General features: G+C 67.8%; 19 protein-coding genes and 1 tRNA gene. 18 read left to right on the top strand and 2 right to left on the bottom strand.

Annotated elements, in window-relative coordinates; translation table 11 throughout:
- The first annotated feature begins 85 nt into the window (after window positions 1–85).
- Window positions 86–1,879 carry an aminopeptidase P family protein gene (locus AC3WJR_RS13925; RefSeq protein WP_492725567.1) on the top strand — a complete coding sequence of 598 codons (1,794 nt, stop codon included), beginning with the start codon at window positions 86–88 and terminating at the stop codon, window positions 1,877–1,879.
- Here AC3WJR_RS13925 and AC3WJR_RS13930 read toward each other — a convergent pair.
- Window positions 1,869–2,006: a hypothetical protein gene (locus AC3WJR_RS13930; RefSeq protein WP_492725568.1), complete on the bottom strand. Its 138-nt coding sequence runs from the start codon at window positions 2,004–2,006 to the stop codon at window positions 1,869–1,871. The two genes, AC3WJR_RS13925 and AC3WJR_RS13930, sit on opposite strands and share 11 nt — an antisense overlap.
- 68 nt (window positions 2,007–2,074) lie before the next feature.
- On the opposite strand from AC3WJR_RS13930, the gene AC3WJR_RS13935 reads away from it, so the two are divergent.
- From AC3WJR_RS13935 to AC3WJR_RS13955, 5 genes are all read left to right on the top strand, one after another.
- A tRNA-Thr gene (locus AC3WJR_RS13935) sits at window positions 2,075–2,149 on the top strand.
- Window positions 2,150–2,338: 189 nt separating this feature from the next.
- Entirely contained in the window at window positions 2,339–3,028 is a 690-nt protein-coding gene (locus AC3WJR_RS13940; protein ID WP_492725569.1) for a hypothetical protein, read from the top strand.
- A gap of 220 nt (window positions 3,029–3,248) precedes the next feature.
- Complete coding sequence (locus tag AC3WJR_RS13945) at window positions 3,249–5,627, top strand: FdhF/YdeP family oxidoreductase (RefSeq protein ID WP_492725570.1); 2,379 nt, start codon at window positions 3,249–3,251, stop codon at window positions 5,625–5,627.
- The gene (locus AC3WJR_RS13950) at window positions 5,624–6,409 is read left to right on the top strand and encodes a formate/nitrite transporter family protein (RefSeq protein WP_492725571.1); all 786 of its coding nucleotides are present in this window, start codon (window positions 5,624–5,626) and stop codon (window positions 6,407–6,409) included. The genes AC3WJR_RS13945 and AC3WJR_RS13950 overlap by 4 nt, the downstream gene beginning before the upstream one ends.
- A 10-nt stretch (window positions 6,410–6,419) precedes the next feature.
- Window positions 6,420–7,535: an NADH:flavin oxidoreductase/NADH oxidase gene (locus tag AC3WJR_RS13955; protein WP_492725572.1), complete on the top strand. Its 1,116-nt coding sequence runs from the start codon at window positions 6,420–6,422 to the stop codon at window positions 7,533–7,535.
- 151 nt (window positions 7,536–7,686) lie between these two features.
- On the opposite strand, the gene AC3WJR_RS13960 is transcribed toward AC3WJR_RS13955, so the two are convergent.
- Window positions 7,687–8,301, bottom strand: coding sequence for a peptidylprolyl isomerase (locus AC3WJR_RS13960; protein ID WP_492726151.1), 615 nt, complete (start codon window positions 8,299–8,301; stop codon window positions 7,687–7,689).
- A 241-nt stretch (window positions 8,302–8,542) separates the two neighbouring features.
- On the opposite strand from AC3WJR_RS13960, the gene AC3WJR_RS13965 reads away from it, so the two are divergent.
- Genes AC3WJR_RS13965 through uraH form a run of 12 tightly spaced genes read left to right on the top strand, consistent with a single transcriptional unit; the run spans window position 8,543 to window position 19,987 of the window.
- Window positions 8,543–8,824, top strand: coding sequence for a hypothetical protein (locus tag AC3WJR_RS13965; RefSeq protein ID WP_492725573.1), 282 nt, complete (start codon window positions 8,543–8,545; stop codon window positions 8,822–8,824).
- Complete coding sequence (locus AC3WJR_RS13970) at window positions 8,821–10,170, top strand: AtzE family amidohydrolase (RefSeq protein WP_492725574.1); 1,350 nt, start codon at window positions 8,821–8,823, stop codon at window positions 10,168–10,170. The genes AC3WJR_RS13965 and AC3WJR_RS13970 overlap by 4 nt, the downstream gene beginning before the upstream one ends.
- Window positions 10,167–11,540 carry an NCS2 family permease gene (locus AC3WJR_RS13975; RefSeq protein ID WP_492725575.1) on the top strand — a complete coding sequence of 458 codons (1,374 nt, stop codon included), beginning with the start codon at window positions 10,167–10,169 and terminating at the stop codon, window positions 11,538–11,540. Before AC3WJR_RS13970 ends, AC3WJR_RS13975 begins: the two co-directional genes overlap by 4 nt.
- Before the next feature lie 5 nt (window positions 11,541–11,545).
- Window positions 11,546–12,472: a 5'-methylthioadenosine/S-adenosylhomocysteine nucleosidase gene (locus AC3WJR_RS13980; protein WP_492726153.1), complete on the top strand. Its 927-nt coding sequence runs from the start codon at window positions 11,546–11,548 to the stop codon at window positions 12,470–12,472.
- On the top strand, window positions 12,472–14,052 hold the full coding sequence (locus AC3WJR_RS13985; protein WP_492725576.1) for a gamma-glutamyltransferase family protein: 1,581 nt from the start codon (window positions 12,472–12,474) through the stop codon (window positions 14,050–14,052). The genes AC3WJR_RS13980 and AC3WJR_RS13985 overlap by 1 nt, the downstream gene beginning before the upstream one ends.
- Window positions 14,046–15,281, top strand: a complete 1,236-nt coding sequence (locus tag AC3WJR_RS13990; RefSeq protein WP_492725577.1) for an allantoate amidohydrolase — start codon at window positions 14,046–14,048, stop codon at window positions 15,279–15,281. The genes AC3WJR_RS13985 and AC3WJR_RS13990 overlap by 7 nt, the downstream gene beginning before the upstream one ends.
- On the top strand, window positions 15,271–16,512 hold the full coding sequence (locus AC3WJR_RS13995; protein WP_492725578.1) for a pyridoxal-phosphate-dependent aminotransferase family protein: 1,242 nt from the start codon (window positions 15,271–15,273) through the stop codon (window positions 16,510–16,512). Before AC3WJR_RS13990 ends, AC3WJR_RS13995 begins: the two co-directional genes overlap by 11 nt.
- Window positions 16,509–17,396 carry an allantoinase PuuE gene (gene puuE / locus AC3WJR_RS14000; RefSeq protein ID WP_492725579.1) on the top strand — a complete coding sequence of 296 codons (888 nt, stop codon included), beginning with the start codon at window positions 16,509–16,511 and terminating at the stop codon, window positions 17,394–17,396. Before AC3WJR_RS13995 ends, puuE begins: the two co-directional genes overlap by 4 nt.
- A 5-nt stretch (window positions 17,397–17,401) precedes the next feature.
- Entirely contained in the window at window positions 17,402–17,782 is a 381-nt protein-coding gene (gene hpxZ / locus AC3WJR_RS14005) for an oxalurate catabolism protein HpxZ (RefSeq protein ID WP_492726155.1), read from the top strand.
- Window positions 17,779–18,219 carry a 2-oxo-4-hydroxy-4-carboxy-5-ureidoimidazoline decarboxylase gene (gene uraD / locus AC3WJR_RS14010; protein ID WP_492725580.1) on the top strand — a complete coding sequence of 147 codons (441 nt, stop codon included), beginning with the start codon at window positions 17,779–17,781 and terminating at the stop codon, window positions 18,217–18,219. The genes hpxZ and uraD overlap by 4 nt, the downstream gene beginning before the upstream one ends.
- Complete coding sequence (locus AC3WJR_RS14015) at window positions 18,216–19,661, top strand: FAD/NAD(P)-binding protein (RefSeq protein ID WP_492725581.1); 1,446 nt, start codon at window positions 18,216–18,218, stop codon at window positions 19,659–19,661. The genes uraD and AC3WJR_RS14015 overlap by 4 nt, the downstream gene beginning before the upstream one ends.
- A complete protein-coding gene (gene uraH / locus AC3WJR_RS14020) occupies window positions 19,658–19,987 on the top strand; it encodes a hydroxyisourate hydrolase (protein WP_492725582.1) in 330 nt (109 codons plus the stop codon). Before AC3WJR_RS14015 ends, uraH begins: the two co-directional genes overlap by 4 nt.
- Window position 19,988 lies beyond the last annotated feature (1 nt).

Below are 19,988 nucleotides of genomic sequence, written 5' to 3' on the forward strand. Positions count from 1 at the left end.
GTCGCTTGATGCTCGCAACGGGGGAGCGGCTGGCCTAATCCGGCGTTCAGATCCTTGCTGCAACCATCCGGAAAGACCCTTGCCGATGTCTACCCACGCCGACCGCCTTGCTGCCCTGCGCGACCAGCTCCAGCGCGACCGGCTCGACGGTTTCGTCGTTCCGCTGACCGATGAGCACATGTCCGAATATGTCGGCGGCTATGCGCAGCGCCTTGCCTGGCTGACCGGATTCCAGGGATCGGCGGGGAGCGCGGTCGTGCTTCCGCAAGCTGCGGCGATCTTCACCGACGGACGCTACACGTTGCAGGTGCGCGAGCAGGTCTCGGGCGACGACTGGCAGTTCGTCGCGGTACCGCAGACGAGCGTCGCTTCATGGCTGGGCGACAATGCCGCCAACGGGGCGCGGATCGGCTATGACCCGTGGCTCCACACGCGCGCCTGGGTCGAGGAAGCGCGCGCGAAGCTGGCGGCGCGCGGTGCCGAGCTGGTCGCAGTCGACACCAACCCGGTCGATGCGGTGTGGCCCGACCGCCCCGCCCCCTCTACCGCGCCGCTCGGCGTACAGGACGACGATCGCGCCGGCGCGACGTCCGCCGCGAAGCGGGCGTTGATCGCGGACTGGCTGGCGACCGAACAGGCCGACGCGGTCGTGCTCACCGCGCTCGATTCGATCGCGTGGGTGCTCAACGTCCGTGGCCGCGATGTCCCCCACACCCCGGTCGCGCTGGCCTATGCGATCGTCGACGCGGACGGCACCGCCGATCTGTACGTCGCGCCCGACAAGCTGACCGATGCCGTGCGCCAGCATCTCGGCAACGCGATCCGCCTGCATCCGCGTGATGCGTTTGCCGACGGACTCGCGCGTTATCCCGGCAAGACGATCGCGGTCGATCCCGCAGGCGCCGTCGCGGCGATCTTCGATGCGCTCGAAGCCGGTGGCGCGACCGTCACCGCACGCCGCGATCCGGTGCTGCTCGCCAAGGCGACCAAGAACCCGGTCGAGATCGCAGGGCACCGCACGGCGTCGGTCCGCGACGGGGCCGCGCTCGCGCGCTTCCTGCGCTGGGTCGAGGCCGAGGCACCCAAGGGCGGGCTGACCGAGCTCGATTGCGTCGCGCGGCTGCAACAGTTCCGCGAGGCGACTGGTGTGCTGCTCGACACGTCGTTCGACACGATTTCGGCGACGGGCGCACATGGCGCGAGCCCGCATTACCACGCGACGCCCGAATCGAACGCCCGGCTCGAGCTGGGGCAGCTCTATCTGGTCGATTCGGGCGGGCAATATGCCGACGGCACGACCGACGTGACTCGCGTGCTGCCGATCGGCACGCCGACCGCGGAGATGCGCGATCGCTTCACCCGCGTGCTGCAGGGGCATATCGCGCTCGCCACCGCGGTGTTCCCGGCGGGGACGACCGGGGGGCAACTCGACGGCTTCGCGCGGCGGCCATTATGGCAGGTCGGGCTCGATTACGCGCACGGGACCGGCCACGGCGTCGGCGCCTATCTTTCGGTGCATGAAGGACCGCAGCGAATCGCACAGCCCTTCTACCCCGGTGGCGGCCCGGCCGAGCCGCTGCGCGCGGGGATGATTCTCTCGAACGAGCCCGGTTATTACAAGGCGGGCGAATATGGCATCCGAATCGAGAATCTGCTGCTGGTCGAGGATCGCAGTTTTTCGGACGGTGCGCCGTTCCTCGGGTTCGAGACGCTGACCTTCTGCCCGATCGAGCGGAGCATGATCCTCCCCGAACTGCTCAGCACCGCCGAACGCGCGTGGCTCGACGCCTATCACGCCGAGGTGTTCGCGGTGCTGAGCCCGGCGTTCGACGCCGAGGAACGCGCATGGCTTGTGGAGAAATGCGCGCCTATCGCGTGACGTCGTCGGGGAGCGGCGCGGGGTCCGATACGGGTTCCGCGGCGCGTGCCTGTGCCTTGCGCCGCTTCAGATTTTCGCGAAGCGCCGCTGCCAATCGGTCGGCCTTTTCGTTTTTTGTGTCGGCCATTGTGCATGTGCTCCTTGACATTCCCTGCTCATCCGTCTCTTACGCCGCTTCCGCTGCAAAGTGGAGTTGCTGCCGTAGCTCAGTGGTAGAGCGCATCCTTGGTAAGGCTGAGGTCGTGAGTTCAATCCTCACCGGCAGCACCATCTTCCCCGATCGTCGTCGAGAATTTCCCCGCGGGGGGAACCATCCTTTAATCCGATCGGTCTAGTATCGAGCGAGCCGAGACGGTATCGGTACATTTCAAGCGGTTGTATTCCGCGCGTTTGAAAGGTTGCGTAACAGTGGCAAGGGCTCAGCCGAGGTCGATCGACCCGCTCTCCTCCACGTTCGACATGGTTCGGATCATCAATCTTCCGCATCGGTCTGATCGCCGCAAGGGTGCCATCGCCACGGTGCGGAACCTCGGGGCCGAAATCGACGGTCGCACGATCGCGTTCCACGACGCCACCCGACCGGACAGCCCGGGCGGATTTCCCACGATCGGTACGCGGGGATGTTTCCTGAGCCATCTCGGTGCGCTGCAAGCGGCGAAGCGCGCCGGTGTGACATCGCTGCTGATCCTCGAAGACGATGTCGCCATCTCGCGCAGTGAGATGGCGCAGTTGCCCGTCGCGCTGGCAGCGCTCGCGCGCGAGCCGTGGGATGTCTTCTATGGCGGCTCGCCTGCGACCCAGAATGCACGTCCGCTGTCCGTGGTCGCGCCCGACGAGGAATTGCTGCTGGCGCACTTCATCGCCTTCTCTCAACGCGCGATCGACGCGCTGGTCCCGTATCTCGAAGCCATTCTGACGCGTGAACCCGGTAGCCCCGAAGGCGGACCGATGCATGTTGACGGTGCCTATTCCTGGTTCCGCGCGGCACGCCCCGACATGCGCGCCTTCGCCGCGACCCCGCACATCGCGCATCAGCAATCGTCGCGCACCGATATCCACGCGCTCGGTGCCAGCGACACGACCACGGTGCTGCAACCGTTCCTGCAAGTCGCCCGCACGATCAAGAACGCCATCCGCAACCGGAACTAGACCGGTTCGTCACGCCGCGATTGCCCGTTGATGTCATAGGATTGCTGGCAGTGGGAATGCACTGTGGGCGTGTCTGTTCCACGAATTAACCCGATCACCAACTGCGGAAATCTCCCTTTTGCGATGGGAGGGTGGGCGCATAACGCAAGCCAATCGAGGCTCGTGGATGAGCCCGCCCCCACCCATCGCCGCGACTTCGGGTCGCGCTGGAGAAACGACCGTGGCCACCAAACGCCCCGACGGAATCAAGGATTATACGGGACCCGCCGGCGGATGGGGTGCGCTGAAGGCGGTCGCCGTCTCGCTCAAGGCGCAACAGATCGTCACCAGCGGCGCGCAGACGCTGCTCAAATCGAACCAGCCGCACGGATTCGACTGCCCGAGCTGCGCCTGGCCTGACCCCAAGCACACCAGCTCGTTCGAATTCTGCGAGAATGGCGCGAAGGCCGTCGCGTGGGAATCGACCGCGAAGAAGATCGGGGCGAAGTTCTTTGCCGAGCACAGCGTTTCGGACATCTGGAAAGAGAGCGATCACTGGATCGAGGATCAGGGCCGCGTCACCGAGCCGCTGCGCTACAATGCTGCAACCGATCATTATGAAGTCGTCGGCTGGGACGAAGCGATCGCCGAGATCGGCGCGGGGCTCGCCGCCGTACCCGATGCCGACCAGGCCGAATTCTACACCTCGGGCCGCTGCTCGAACGAAGCCGCGTTCCTGCTCCAGCTGTTCGTGCGGCTGTACGGCACCAACAACTTCCCCGATTGCTCGAACATGTGCCACGAGGCGACCTCGGTCGGCCTTCCCAAGTCGATCGGGATCGGCAAGGGCACCGTCAGCCTCGAGGATTTCGATCATAGCGACCTGATCCTGTCGTTCGGCCACAACCCCGGCACCAACCATCCGCGGATGATGGCGACGCTGCGCGAAGTGTCGAAGCGCGGGGGCAAGATCATCGTCTTCAACCCATTGAAGGAACGCTCGCTCGAACGTTTCGAATCGCCGCAGTCGGTGGTCGAGATGGCGACGGGCAACGCGACGCCGATCGCGTCGACCTATCTGCAGGTGAAGGTCGGCGGCGATGCCGCGGCGATCAAGGGTATCGCGAAGGCGCTCGTCGCGCTTGACGATGCCGCGCGCTCCTCGAACGCAGCGGGTGCCACAGCGGCGGAGCCGACGCTCGACCATGACTTCATCGCCGAGCATACCGCCGGGATCGAGGCGTATATCGCCGACCTGCGCGAAACCACCTGGGACGCGATCGAGCGCGGCAGCGGGTTGAGCCGCAGCGAGCTCGAAGGCGTCGCGCAGATCTACGCCGTGTCGAAGGCGACGATCGCCTGCTACGGCATGGGGATCACGCAGCAGCGCACCGGCACGAGCAACGTCCAGCAGATCGCAAACCTACTGCTGCTCCGCGGCAACATGGGGCGGCCGGGCGCGGGCATCTGTCCGTTGCGCGGGCACAGCAACGTCCAGGGCGATCGCACCGTCGGGATCACCGAGCGGCCAAAGCCCGCGTTCCTCGACCGGATGCGCGACGTGTTCGGGTTCGAGCCGCCGCGCAAGGACGGCCATTCGGTGGTCGAAAGCATTGCCGCGATGCGCGACGGCAAGGCCAAGGCGATCGTCTGCCTCGGCGGCAATCTCGCGATCGCCTCGTCGGATCCGCAGGCGTGTGCCGAGGGGTTCCGCAACATGGATCTCGCGGTCCACATCACCACCAAGCTCAACCGCACGCATTTGCTGATGGCGAAGGCGACCTACGTCCTGCCGTGCCTCGGTCGCACCGAAGCGGACGAGCAAGCAAGTGGTCCGCAGTCGGTGACGGTCGAGGATTCGATGTCGATGGTCCACGCCTCGCGCGGTTTCCTGAAGCCACCGGGCGCGAACGTGAAGTCCGAGATCTGGATTGTGGGGCAGATCGCCAAGGCGACGCTCAAGGGCAAGGGCGCGATCGACTGGGACGGCTTCATCGCCGACTACGATTTGATCCGCGACAAGATCGAGGCCGTCTTCCCCGATTTCTCGGACTATAACCGCCGCATCCGCGAGCCCGGCGGGTTCCATCTGGCCAACAGTGCCGCGCTGCGGGTGTGGAACACCGACACCAAGAAGGCGAACTTCCTCTGCACACCGACGATCGAGGACGATTCGACCAACGGCGACCCCAATATCCTGCGGCTGACGACGCTCCGCGCACACGATCAGTATAACACCACGGTCTACAGCCTCGACGACCGCTATCGCGGCGTGTTCGGCCGCCGCGACATCCTGTTCATGAACGAACGCGATATCGCCCGGATGGGGTTCGTCGAAGGCGATCTGGTCGACATTGCGACAGCACTCGACTTTGCCCGTGCAGATCGCGTGGTACAAAAACTTACAATCGTGCGTTACGCGCTGCCTGAGGGATGCTGTGCATCCTATTATCCGGAGACCCAGCCGTTGATCGCACTCGAAGACCATGATCCCCAGAGCTTCACGCCATCGTACAAATCGGTGCCGGTGACGATCCGCGCGACGGGAAGCGACCTTGGTTCCGAATTCGCCGTCGTCCGTGCGGGCGTCGTCGGTCGATCGAAACCCGTGCCGGCGTGAGCAATTACGCGCCAACGATCGACATTTACGCAAAGCTCGCCGCGACCAAGGCGGCGGCGCTCCGGCGATCGCCCGCCGGGTTCTTCGCCGGCGCGATGTTGGCGGGCACGTACATCGGGATCGCGATGATTCTGGCGCTCAGCACGGGTGCCGGCCTCCCCGCCGGGGTACGCCCGCTGGTGATGGGCGCGACTTTCGGGATCGGGTTGATTCTGACCGTGTTCGCGGGGGCGGAGCTGTTCACCGGATACGTCATGTATCTGGGGTTCGGCCTCGCGCGGCGGACAATTACCCTGTGGGATGCGCTTCTGCTGACCGTCGTGGTGTGGGTCGGCAATCTCGTCGGCGGGGTCATCCTGTCGCTGGTGTTCGCGGCGGGGGGCGGCGGGGCGATCTTTGCCAATGCCGACACGATGTTCCACGCCTATGCCGCGCACAAGGTCGAGGCGAGCGCGCTCGCCCTGCTGGCAAGAGCGATCCTGTGCAACTGGCTGGTGTGTCTCGCGATCTGGACCGCGGCGCGGATGCAGGGCGATGCCGCCAAATGCATCGCGATGGCGTGGATCCTGCTCGCTTTCGTCGCCGCAGGGTTCGAGCATTCGGTCGCCAACATGACCGGGCTGACGCTGGGGCTATTAGTCGATCACCCGTCGATCACCATTGCGGGCATGGTCCGCAATCTCGCGATCGTCTCGGTCGGCAATGCGATCGGGGCGCTGGTGTTCGTCTGCGGTGGCTACCTTGCCGCATCGCGGACCGACGTCGTCGCGGTCGCCAAGTAAAGGAACGAACATGCCCGGTCCCCGCCTTTTCGAACCGCTGACGATCGACGGGCTGACGCTCGCCAACCGCATCGTCATTGCGCCGATGTGCCAATATTCCGCGGTCGATGGCTGCATGACCGACTGGCACCTGATCCATCTCGGGCAGCTTGCGCTGTCGGGCGCAGGGTTGCTGACGATCGAGGCGGCGGCGGTGGTACCCGAGGGGCGGATCACTTACGCCGACGTCGGGCTGTACGACGATGCGACGCAGGCGGCGATGGGCAAGACGCTCGACAGCATCCGGCGGCATTCGGACATGCCGATCGGCATCCAGCTCGCGCATGCCGGGCGCAAGGCGTCGACCGACCTGCCGTGGCGCGGCGGTGCGCACATCGCGCCGGGTTCGGACAAGAGCTGGCAGACGGTCGCGCCGTCCGCATTTGCGTTCGGGACGGACGATACGCCGCCGCTGGCGCTCGACCGCGACGGCCTTGCTCGAGTGCGTGACGCGTTCGTCGCGTCTGCCAAGCGTGCTGCGGATCTCGAGCTCGACCTTGTTCAGTTGCACGGTGCGCACGGGTATCTGTTGCACCAGTTCCTGTCGCCGCTCTCCAATCGCCGCGAGGACGATTATGGCGGGAGCCTCGAGAACCGGATGCGCTTCCCGCTCGAGGTGTTCGATGCGGTGCGTGCGGCGTTCCCGGCTGGCAAGCCCGTTACGATGCGGCTGTCGGGGACCGACTGGGTGGACGGCGGCTGGGGGATCGAGGACAGCGTTGCGTTCTCGCAAGCGCTCGAAGCGCGCGGCTGTTCGGCGATCCATGTGTCGAGCGGCGGACTCGATGCCGGGCAGCAGATCCCGGTCGGGCCGAGCTATCAGGTGCCGCTCGCGCGCGCGGTGAAGCAGGCGGTCGAGATCCCGGTCGTCGCGGTCGGGCTGATCACCGAGCCCGAACAGGCCGAAGCGATCGTCGGTACGGGGGACGCCGACATGATCGCTCTGGCGCGCACGATCCTCTACGAGCCGCACTGGCCGTGGCGTGCCGCCGCAGCGCTTGGCGGGACGGTGGTTGCCCCCAACCAGTATCTCCGCTCGCAGCCGCGCCAGTATAAGGATCTGCTGCAACCGCCTGCGAAGCGATAGCGATTATCGTTTGAAGAACAGTTTCTTCCCCGGCGAAGGCCGGGGCCCAGTCGCGCTGCCGGAGGTAACGAAGCGCATCCGCCAGCAATCTGCCGTTTCTCTCCTAGGCCCCGGCCTTCGCCGGGGAAGAAGACGTTGCGGAGGGCGACCGTTACTTCCGCGGCAACAGCTGCCACACCTTGACCCGCCCGGTCGGATGCGGTGTCCCGTCCAGCCGAACCGCCCGCACGATCGACACCGGGCGGCGCAGCGTTTCGCCCTTCATCGGGCCCTCGCCACCTTGGCTCGTCGGCATCGCGAGGATGCGTTTGACGACGTCCATTCCCGTCACGACCTTGCCGAACACCGCATAGCCGGGCGAGCCGGGGCGCGCGTCCATGTTGGGGAAAGGCCCCGACATCAGCGAGAAATTGGCGGTCCCTGAATCCAGCGCGTCATAGCGCGCCATCGAGATCACCCCGTCGACATGCCGCAACCCGGTCTTGCTGGTCGGTTCGAGCGGCAAGGTGCCCAGCCGGCGGCGGGCATCGGTGCCGATCCCACCCTCGATGAACCCCAGCCCCGGCTTGCCCGGCCGCCGCGATGCACGGAAGAAGGCGGTACCGTCGAGCCGCTGGTCGTCGACATAGGCGAGGAAATTGGCTGTGGTTTTCGGCGCGTGGCGCGTATCGAGCGCGATCACGATCGGCCCCGCCGACGTCTCGAGCCGCACATGGACCATCGGTGGCTCGACCGGTGCCGCCGCCGTCAGCAGCGCAAGCGCCATCATCCCCACTATAAAACGCATGCATTCGTCTCCGCCAATCCGTGTGTCCCTAAGGACGAAGCACACAGAACGGTATCCCAGACCGCTCAGCCGGGGACGCCGCACGATAAACCGAAGGACCGCGCTACGGTTCCGATGCCGCATGCGGGTCTCCGGCCTGTCTGGGGTGCACGCTTTTTTGCAACGATCCATGCCGGTCATTATGTTGGATCGTGCAGGTAAAGCGCGCCATGACGGCCCCATGCCGCGCGCCGCCAGAACGTCCCCTTCCGTTGATCGCGTCCTGTCGTGGCTGGCCGGTTCCGCTGTTGTCGCTGCGGTCGTGCTCGGCTGGCGATACTCGCGGCGCGCACAGGTCGCACCCACGGCGGTGCCCCGCACGCGCGCAGAGATCGCGACCGCGGCGGCGCAGCGCGGGTTTGCCGTGCCCGATGCGTGTTTGCCCGGCGTCATCGAGACACTGGCGGTGCTGGACGACCACGCCGCACGCTTGCTCGGCGATGCCCCCGGGGTCGCCTCGTGAAGCACGCGACCGAGATCGCCGCCGCGGTTCGTGCGCGGCGGACCACCGCGACGGCGGTCGTCGATCGCTGTCTTGCAGCGCTTGCGGCGGACGACAACCGGCTGGTCGCGGTAACGCGCGTGCTCGCCAAGCGCGCGCGGCGGGAGGCGGCGCTGGTCGATGCCGCGATCGCCGCAGGACGCGATCCGGGGCCGCTCGCGGGGGTGCCGTATGGCGTCAAGGATCTGTTCGACGTGGCCGGTTTGCCGACGACGGCGGGGTCCGCGCTCTATGCCGGGGCCGCGCCCGCGACGACGGATGCCGTGGCGATTCAGCGGCTTGGCGCGGCGGGAGCGGTGCTGGTTGCGACGCTCAACATGGATGAGTTCGCCTACGGCTTCGCGACGATCAACGCGGTTCACGGCACCACGCGCAATCCACATGATCTCAAACGGATCGCAGGCGGATCGTCGGGCGGATCGGCGGCGGTGGTCGCGGCGGGGCTGTTGCCCTTCACGCTCGGATCGGACACCAATGGCTCGATCCGCGTGCCCGCCAGCCTGACGGGCATCTATGGCCTGAAGCCGACGCACGACGCCTTGCCGATGGCGGGGGTGTTCCCGTTCGCCAAAAGCTTCGACGATATCAGTCCGTTTGCGACATCGCCGAGCGATCTTGCGCTGCTTTGGGACGTGTTGCGCGCCGGTTCTGGTCGATCCGAAACCGAAATCGACCCGGTTCGCGTCGCCCGATTGGGCGGTCGCTTCGCGGTCAACCTCGATCCTGCGCAACAGGCGGCGATCGACGCGATCGCGCCCGATGCACCGATGGTCGATCTGGGCGATGTCGCGCGCGCACGCTCGGCGGCGTTCCTGATCACCGCCTTCGAAGGGGGCGCCGTCCACCGCGCGGCGTTTGCGCGCGGGGAGGCGATGCGGTTCGACCCCGCGACGCGCGACCGGTTGCTCGCGGGCGCATTGCTGCCGGATGGCTTGTACGACCAGGCGCAAGCGTTCCGCACGGCGTTCAAGGACACGCTCGCTTCCGTGTTCGCCGAGCATGACATTTTGATCGCCCCCGCCGCCCCTTGCGTCGCGCCGACGATCGCCGATCCGTGGATCGTCATCGATGGCGAACGCACCCCGGCGCGGCGCGATCTGGGGGTGCATAGCCAGCCGATCAGCTTCGCCGGACTGCCCGCGCTCGCGGTCCCGCTCAGGCGGCCGGGGCAATTGCCGCTGGGGTTGCAGCTGATCGGGCGACCGGGGAGCGAACGAATGCTGTTCCGTTTCGCCGAGATGCTGGAAGAACGGGGACTGACCGGCGTCTGCGCACCCGGCGAAGCACTTCAGGGGGACAGCCGATGACGCAAACGATTAGACCGATCGATCCGGGAACCGGCTTGTCCGCCCCAAGCGGGCTCGACCGCTATTTCCGGCTAAGCGAGCGCGGCACATCGACCCGGACCGAAGTGCTGGCGGGGTTCACCACCTTCCTGACGATGGCGTATATCGTGCTGGTCAACCCGGCGATCCTCGGCCAGGCGGGGATGCCCGTCGCCGCGGTTGCTGCGGCCACGTGCTTTGCGGCGGCGTTCGGGTCGATCCTGATGGGGATGGTCGCCAACACCCCGCTCGCGCTTGCGCCCGGCATGGGGCTCAACGCCTATTTCAGCTTCACCGTCGTCCAGCAGATGGGCGTGCCGTGGCCGGTCGCGCTCGGGTGCGTGCTGATTTCGGGCGTGGCGTTCCTAATTCTCACGCTGACCGGGGTCCGCCAGATGATCGTCGCGGTGATCCCGGCGCATCTGTTCGCCGCGGTCGCGGGCGGGATCGGGCTGTTCATCGGCTTCATCGGGCTGAAGAATGCGGGCATCATCGTCGCCAATCCCGCGACCTTCGTGGCGCTGGGCGATCTCAAGGCCCCCGGCGCGGCGGTCGCGCTGTTCGGGCTGCTCGCGATCGGGGCGCTGAGCGTATGGAACGTGCGCGGCGCAATGCTGATCGGGATCGTCGCGACGACGCTGGTCGGCTGGTTCGCCGGGCTGGTCGTCGTCAGCCCCGAGCCGTACAGCCTGACCGCGCTGACCGGGACCGCGTTCCAGCTCGATCTTGCCGGGGTGTTCGGGGTCGGCGGCAAGCACGGGCTCGGGCTGCTCGAAATCCTGTTCGTCTTCCTGTTCGTCGACCTGTTCGACAATATCGGCACGCTGGTCGCGGTGACCAAGCGCGCCGGGCTGATGGATGCCGCGGGGCGCATTCCGGGCCTCAACCGAATCCTGATGACCGATGCGGTCGCGACGATCGTCGGCGCGCTGGCGGGGACGAGCACCGTCACCTCCTATGTCGAAAGCGCTGCCGGCGTGCAGGCGGGCGGGCGCACCGGGCTGACCGCGGTGGTGACGGGGGTGTTGTTCCTGCTCACGATGTTCGTGGCCCCCTATGCGCAGATCGTCCCGCTCGCGGCGACCGCGCCCGCGCTGATCATCGTCGGCGGGCTGATGCTGTTGCCGATCACCGAGGTCGCGTGGGAGGACCCCTATTCGGCGATCCCCGCCTTCCTGACGGTCGCGATGATCCCGCTGACCTTTTCGATCGCGAACGGGCTTGCCTTCGGGATCACCGCGCACGCGGTGCTCAAGCTGGTGCGCGGACGGATCACGACTGCGGACTGGTTCCTGCTGTTGCTTGCCGCGCTCTTCGTCGTTCGCTTCTTTTGGATGAGTGCAGCCGCATGACCCATATGATCCGCCGCCTTTTCCTGCTCCTGCTGTTCGCGGGATCGGTGCCTGCGATGGCGCAAACCCGCGATACGACGCCGCGCACCGTGGTGATGACCGCCTTCCTGCCCGAATGGAATGCGTTGATCCGCTCGGTCGACTCCCCGGTCGAACAGAAGATCAACGGCCTCGTCTTCGTGACGGGCACGATGGCGGGCAAGCCCGTGCTGCTGATGCAAAGCGGCGTCAGCATGGTCAATGCGGCGATGAACACGCAGCTCGTGCTCGATCGCTTTACGGTCAAGCGTATCGTGTTCTCGGGGATCGCGGGCGGGGTCGACCCGTCGCTCGCGATCGGCGACGTGATCGTGCCCGAGCAATGGGGCCAGTATCTCGAGGTCTCCTTCGCCCGCAAGGGACCGCAAGGCTGGATTCCGCCCGAGGCGATCGACCCCGAGGCCCCCGCGGCGTGGGACATGATGTTCCCGCGCGGTGTCCGCGTCGGCAATGCGAAGGAAGCGTGGCAGCGGCATTATCTGCTCGCCGCCGATCCTGCGCTGCTCGCGCTCGCGCGCAAGGTCGCGGGGTCGATCACGCTGCGCCGCTGCGTCGAGGATGGCGCGGCGACGGCGGCGCGTCCCGCCGCGTGCCTGGCCCATCAGCCCAAGATCGTGATCGGCGGCACGGGGGTCAGCGCGGGCGTCTATGCCGACAATGCCGCCTTCCGCGATTACCTGTTCGACGCGTGGAAGGCGCGCGTGCTCGACATGGAAAGCGGCGCGGTGACGCAGGTCGCCTTTGCCAATGGCGTTCCGGTGATCGTGTTCCGCAGCCTGTCCGATCTGGCAGGCGGCGATGCCGGGTCGAACCAGATGACGACCTTTATGACGCTCGCCTCGATCAATTCGGCGGATGTCGTGCGGCACTTCGTCGCGGCGTTGCCCGACTGATGCGCCACACCGTCCGCTCCTATCGCGGCATGGTGACCGCGCCGCATCACCTAGCCGCGCAAGCCGGCCTCGGGGTGCTGCAGGACGGCGGCACCGCGATCGAAGCGAGCGTCGCGGTCGCGGCGACGCTCGCGGTGGTCTATCCGCACATGACCGGGATCGGCGGCGACGGCTTCTGGCTGATCGCCGAGCCCGACGGGCGAGTCGATGCGGTGCATGGTTGCGGTTGTGCGGCGGCAAATGCCGATCTGGCGCTCTATGCGGGCCACGCCGGTGTGCCGACACGCGGACCGCTGGCGGCGAATACGGTGGCGGGGACGATCTCCGCCTGGGCTGCCGCGCTTGATCAGGGTGGTGGATCGTTGCCGCTCAGTCGGTTGCTGCGCGATGCGATCTTCCATGCCGGGAATGGCGTCGCGGTGACTCGCGGCGGGGCGGCTATTGCGGCGGCAAAGGGTGCTGAGCTGCGCGGGCAGCCCGGTGCCTATGCCGCGATCTTCGAACCCGCGGGGCGGCCGTTGCGCGAAGGCGAGCGGCTGCACCAACCCGCGCTCGCCGCCACGCTACGGATGCTGGCGCGGGACGGAGCGGAGGGTTTCTATCGCGGCACGCTCGGGGCGTTGCTCGCCGAGGATCTGGCCACGCTCGGCAGCCCGGTTTCGGCATCGGATCTTGCCGCGCACGAAGCGACCCGCCCCACGCCGCTCCACACCCGCATCACCGACGCCGATCTCTACAACAGCGCCCCGCCGACGCAGGGTTTTGCCTCGCTGCTGATCCTTGCGCTGTTCGATCGGCTGAAGGTCGCGCGCGGGGAGGATTTCGATCACGTTCACGGGCTGGTCGAGGCGACCAAGCAGGCGTTCCTGTTGCGCGACCGGCATATCGGTGATCCGGCGTTCCACGATTTCGACGTGCAGGGCCTGCTCGACGATCCCGCCGCGCTCGACCGGCTGGCGGCGCAGATCGACCCGGCCACCGCGCTGCCGTGGCCACGCCCCGCGGCGCTGGGCGATACGTGCTGGTTCGGCGCGGCGGATGCGGACGGTCGCGTCGTCAGCGCGATCCAGTCGACCTATTTCGAGTTCGGATCGGGGCTGGTGCTGCCGCAGACCGGCCTCACCTGGCAGAATCGCGGCAGTTCGTTCCTGCTGGCGAGCAACGGATGGAATGCGCTCAGCCCCGGCCGCAAGCCGTTCCACACGCTCAACCCCGCGCTTGCGCGTTTCGATGACGGGCGCGTCATGGCGTACGGGACGATGGGTGGCGAGGGCCAGCCGCAGACGCAGGCGGCGCTGTTCACGCGCTATGCGCGCTTCGGCACGGGGTTGCAGGACGCGATCAGCGCGCCGCGCTGGCTGCTCGGGCGGACCTGGGGCGAGGCGAGCACGACGCTCAAGATCGAGGACGGCTTTGCGCCCGAACTGTACACAGCGCTCGCCGTCGCCGGGCACGACGTCGAACGGATCGGGCCGCCCAGCGCGACGATGGGCCATGCCGGCGCGATCGTCCGCTCGGGCGACGGGCTGCTCGAAGGCGCGACCGATCCGCGCAGCGACGGCCAGGTGGCGGCGTGGTGAGCGCCCCCCTCCCCGGCGGCGCGCGCGCGGTGGCGCGGTGCGATATGCTCGGCGTCGCGCCCTATAGCGACACGGCGGAGGGGCTGTATCGCGGCTATCTGACGCCTACCTTCCACGCCGCATTGGACGTGGTGGCCGCATGGATGACCGAAGCAGGCATGACGGTCCGCCGCGATGCCGCCGCCAATCTGATCGGCCGTTACGAGGGCAGCGTACCCGATGCGCCTGCGCTGCTGATCGGCAGTCATATCGACAGCGTGCGGGATGCCGGGCGCTATGACGGGCCGCTCGGCATATTGCTCGGGATCGAGGCTGTCGCGGCGCTCGCCGGGGGCCGCCTGCCCTTCGCGATCGAGGTGATCGCGTTTGGCGACGAGGAAGGCTCGCGCTTCCCCGCCGCGATGCTGACGAGCCGCGCAGTCGCGGGGACGCTCGATCCGGGCGCGCTCGGGCTGTGCGACGGCGACGGCGTGCGGCTGGGGGAGCTGATCGATCTCGCGGGTTACTGCTCGGCTGCGCGCGCGCCGGGCACGACGCTCGCCTATCTCGAGGCGCATATCGAACAGGGGCCGGTGCTCGAGGCCGAGGGGCTTGCGGTCGGCACCGTGACCGGGATCGCCGCGCAACTGCGCTACCGTGTCGCGGTGATCGGGGCGGCGGGGCATGCGGGGACGTGCTCAATGCCGCTCCGGCGCGATGCGCTGGCGGGTGCAGCGGAGATGGTGCTTGCGGTTGAGGCGATCGCGCGTGCCGCTGCGTCGGATCTGGTCGCGACGGTCGGCACGATCGAGGCTTTGCCGGGTGCTGCCAACGTCATCGCGGGAAGCGTGCGCTTCACGCTCGAGGTGCGCGCAGGCGATGCCGCGCGGCGCGATACGGCGGCGGAAGCGATGCTGGACCGGATCCACGCCATCGCCGACGCGCGGGGGCTCGATTTTGCGATCGAGCGTGTTCACGACCTTCCCGCCAGTCCGTGCGATCCCGCGCTGATGGACCTGCTCGACGCGGCGACGGTCGCGGCGGGGCAGCCGGTGCGGCGGCTCGTCTCGGGTGCGGGGCATGATGCGATGGTGATGGCCGCTTTGTGCCCGACCGCGATGCTGTTCGTCCGCTGCAGGGACGGGATCAGCCATAATCCCGCCGAGCATGTCGACCCCGCCGATGCGGAGATCGCTTTGCGCGTCATGCTCGGCTTTATCGAACGACTGGGAGCGGCGCATGCCGAATGATGACGCGATCGACCTGTTCGGCGAAATCGATCCGCCGCAGCGGCTGCTGATGGGCCCCGGCCCGGTCAACGCGCATCCGCGCGTGCTGCGCGCAATGTCGGCGGATCTGCTCGGGCAGTTCGACCCGGAAATGACCGGCTACATGAACCAGGTGATGGCGCTGTATCGCCCGGTGTTCGGCACGCGCAACCCGTGGACGATGCTGATCGACGGCACCGCGCGCGCCGCGATCGAGGCGTCGCTGGTGTCGCTGGTGGTGCCGGGTGACCGCGTGCTGGTGGTCAATTTCGGGCGGTTCGGGCTGTTGCTGACCGAAATCCTCGCGCGGATCGGCGCGGTGGTCGAAACGGTCGATGCACCATGGGGCGAGACCGTGCCGCTCGATGCGATCGCCGCCGCGATCGAGCGGTTCGCACCCAAGGTCGTCGCCACCGTCCACGGCGACACGTCGACGACGATGGCGCAGCCGCTCGAAGGTCTGGGGGCGCTGTGCCGCGCGGCGGGGGCTTTGTCCTATGTCGATGCGACCGCGACGCTCGGCGGGATGAAGATCGCGACCGACCGCTGGGGGATCGACGTCGTGACGGGCGGCCTGCAGAAATGCCTCGGCGGCCCTTCCGGCTCTGCACCGATCACGCTGTCCGACGCCGCCGCCGCGCACATCGCTGCGCGCCGCCACGTCGAACAGGGCATCCGCCGCGCCGACATCGCCGATGGCGTGGGGCCGCGGATCGGGTCGAACTATTTCGATCTCGCGATGATCATGGATTATTGGTCGGAGAAGCGGCTCAACCACCATACCGAGGCGACCTCGATGCTCTATGCGGCGCGTGAATGCGCGCGCGTGGCGCTGGGCGAAGGGCTCGAAGCGCGCTTCGCGCGCCATGCCGCCGCGGGTCGCGCGATGACCGCGGGGCTGCGCGCGATGGGCTTGCGCGTGTTCGGGGACGATGCGCACCGCATGACCAACGTCACCGGCGTCTACATTCCCGAAGGCGTCGACGGCGAGCGCGTCCGCACCGCGATGCGCGACCAGTTCGAGATCGAGATCGGGACCGCGTTCGGCCCGTTGCAGGGGCGGATCTGGCGACTCGGTGCGATGGGCTACAATGCGATGAAGCATAAGGTGCTGATCACGCTCGGCGCGCTCGAGGCGTGCCTGCGCCGCGAGGGGGTCGTGCTGCCCGCAGGCGGCGCGGTCGATGCGGCGATCGCCGCGTGGGACGCATGACGCCGCCGCGCGACCTGATCGGCTATGGCGCCACCCCGCCCGATCCGCGCTGGCCCGGCGGCGCGCGCGTCGCGGTGCAGTTCGTCGTCAATTACGAGGAAGGTGCCGAGAATTCGGTGCTCAACGGCGATGCCGGGTCGGAGGCCTTCCTGTCCGAAATGGTCGGCGCAGGCAGCCATCCCGACCGCGCGATGGCGATGGAAAGCCTGTACGAATATGGCGCGCGTGCGGGGTTCTGGCGGTTGCACCGACTGTTCGTGGCGCGCGGTGTTCCCGTGACGGCGTTCGCAGTCGCGAGGGCGATGGAGGCGAACCCCGCGGTCGTTGCGGCGATGCAGGATGCCGGGTGGGAAATCGCCAGCCACGGGCTGCGCTGGATCGACTACCAGACCGTTCCCGAAGCGACCGAACGCGCGCATATCGCGGAGGCGATTGCACTCCACACGGCGCTGACCGGCGCGCGACCGCTCGGCTGGTATCAAGGGCGGACCTCGCCCAACACCGCGCGGCTCGTCGCCGAGGAGGGCGGGTTCCTTTACGATGCCGACAGCTATGCCGACGACCTGCCTTATTGGGACCGGCGCCACGGCGCTGCGCAACTGATCGTCCCCTATACGCTCGACGCCAACGACATGAAGATGGTCGCGCTCAACGGCTTTACCGAGGGCGAGCAGTTCTTCCGCTACCTGCGCGACAGCTTCGACCAGTTGCGCGAGGAAGGTGGGCGGATGCTGTCGATCGGCTTGCACGGCCGGATCGCAGGTCGCCCGGCGCGGGCGCGCGCACTGGCGCGCTTCGTCGATCATGTGCTTGCTTCTGGCGATGCTTGGATCGCGCGGCGCATCGATATCGCGCGCCACTGGCGGGAGGTTGACCCGGCATGACCGACATCCCGATCGACGACCCGGTGCTGCTCGCGGAAATGACGCAAGCGTTCCACGCCTATGAGCGCGCGCTGATGGCCGACGACGTCGCCGCGATGGACGCGCTGTTCCACGCCGCGCCGACGACCAACCGCTACGGCGTCGCCGAAGTGCTGTACGGCATCGACGCGATCCGTGCCTTCCGCAAAGGCCGCGGCGGATCACCGCAGCGCAGCCTCGGGCGCGTTGCGATCACCGTCTATGCCGCGGGGTTCGCCACCGCCGATGCCGAATTCTTCCGCGCGGGGAGCGACCGGCGCGGACGCCAGAGCCAGGCCTGGGTCAAGTTCGCCGATGGCTGGAAGGTCGTCTCGGCGCATGTCAGCCTCGAAGGGGACAGCCATTGAGCGCGCTGTTCGAGCATAGCCCGTGGGTCGAGCAGCGCGCCGATGCGAACCCGTCGTCGGGCGACCGCCATGCCGATCTGATGGCGGTGGTCGCCGCCGCGACGCGCGACGAACAGCTCGCGCTGATCCGCGCGCATCCCGAGCTCGCGGGCAAGGCGGCGATCGACCGCACGCTGACCGATGCATCGGCGGCGGAACAGGCATCGGCCGGGCTCGATCGGCTGACGCCCGAAGACTATGCACGCTTCCACGCGCTCAACGCGGCGTACACGGCGCGCTTCGACTTCCCCTTCATCATCTGCGTGCGGCGAACCGACAAGGCCGGGATCCTCGCCGCGATGGAACGCCGCCTCGCGTACGACCGCGACAGCGAGATCGCGACCGCGCTCGGCGAAATCGGCGAAATCGTCAGACTGCGACTGGAGGACATGCGATGAGCGACGCAATCGGCCTGCCCGCGCTCGAGGCGGAACTGAAGCGGCATTTGATGCTGATCGGGCACGGCGGGGCGGACTGGACCCGGCCGCGCAGCGTGGAGGGCACGCATGTCCATGACGTCGTGATCGTCGGCGGCGGGCAAAGCGGATTGGCGGCGGCGTTCGGGCTGTTGCGCGAGCGCGTCTCGAACATCCTGGTGATCGACGAAAACCCGGCGGGCTTCGAGGGCCCGTGGGAAACCTATGCGCGGATGATCACGCTGCGCACACCCAAGCATCTCAACCCGATCGACTTCGGCATCCCCGCGCTCAGCTACCGCGCCTTCTGGGAGGCGCAGCATGGCCGCGCGGGCTGGGAGGCGGTCGACAAGATCGCGCGCGGCGACTGGATGGCGTATCTGCGCTGGTATCGCCGCGTGCTCGCGCTGCCCGTGCGCAACGACACGCGGCTGACGCTGATCGAACCGTTCGCGGACGGTATCCACCGGCTGCATCTCGACGGACAGCCGGCGCTGCTCGCGCGCAAGGTCGTGCTCGCGACGGGGATCCAGGGCGGCGGCGAATGGCATGTGCCCGCGATGATCAAGGATGCGCTGCCGCCGACGCTGTACGCGCATACCAGCGCCGCGATCGACTATGCCGCGCTCGCGGGCAAGCGGATCAGCATCCTCGGCGGCGGCGCTTCGGCGTTCGACAACGCCCATTGCGCGTTGCAGGCGGGGGTCGCCGAAGCGCACGTCTTCATCCGGCGCAGCGTGCTCCCGCGGATCAACCCGATCCGCTTCATGGAACGCGTCGGCTTCACTGGGCGCTATCCGGCGCTGTCGGACGGCGAGAAATATGCGGTGATGGCGGCGTTCCTCAGCCACAACCAGCCGCCGACCAACGACACCTTCGCGCGCGCCGCGGCATGGCCGGGGTTCACGCTCCACCTCGGCGCACCGTGGCTCTCGGTCGCGGCGACGGCTGACGGCGCGCGCGTGACGACGCCGCAGGGCGACCATGACTTCGACTTCCTCGTCCTGTCGACCGGGCTCGTCAGCGATCCCGCCTTGCGCCCCGAATTGCGGCTGGTGGCGGATGGCGTCGCGCGCTGGCGTGACCGCTTTACGCCGCCTGAGGGCAGCGCCAACGCGCTGATCGACGCGCACCCCTATCTCGGGCCGGGGTTCGAGCTTCTCCCGCGCACCGAGGGCGATGCGGCGCGGATGCACGGGCTGTTCGCGTTCCATTACGGCGCGCTGATCAGCCTCGGCCTGTCGGCATCGGCACTGTCGGGATTGCAGGGGGCGTTGCCACGGCTGGTGCGCGGGGTTTCAGATCAGCTCTTTCTCGACGATCGCGCAGCGCTGATCGCCGACCTGCTCGCGTATGACGAGGCGGAGTTTGTCGGCGCATGGCCGCTCCCCGTCCCCACCCCCCAGACAGCGGCGGCAGCATGACCAGCCTTTCGACGCACGTGCTCGACACCACGCACGGCCGCCCTGCTGCCGGGATCGCGGTGCGGCTGACCACCGCCGATGGTGCACCGCTGTTCGAGGGCATCACCAACGCCGACGGCCGTTGCACCGGGTTGCCCACGCTTGCGACCGGCCGCTATCGCCTCGTCTTCGCGGTCGCCGCCTATTTCCGTGCGGCGGGTGTCGCCCTGCCCGATCCGCCGTTTCTCGACGTGGTGGCGATCGACTTCGGCATCGCCGACGACGGCCATTATCATGTTCCCCTGCTCGTCTCGCCGTTCGGCTATTCGACCTATCGGGGAAGCTGAG

It is taken from the genome of Sphingomonas sp. FW306-05-A (genome assembly GCF_058782275.1).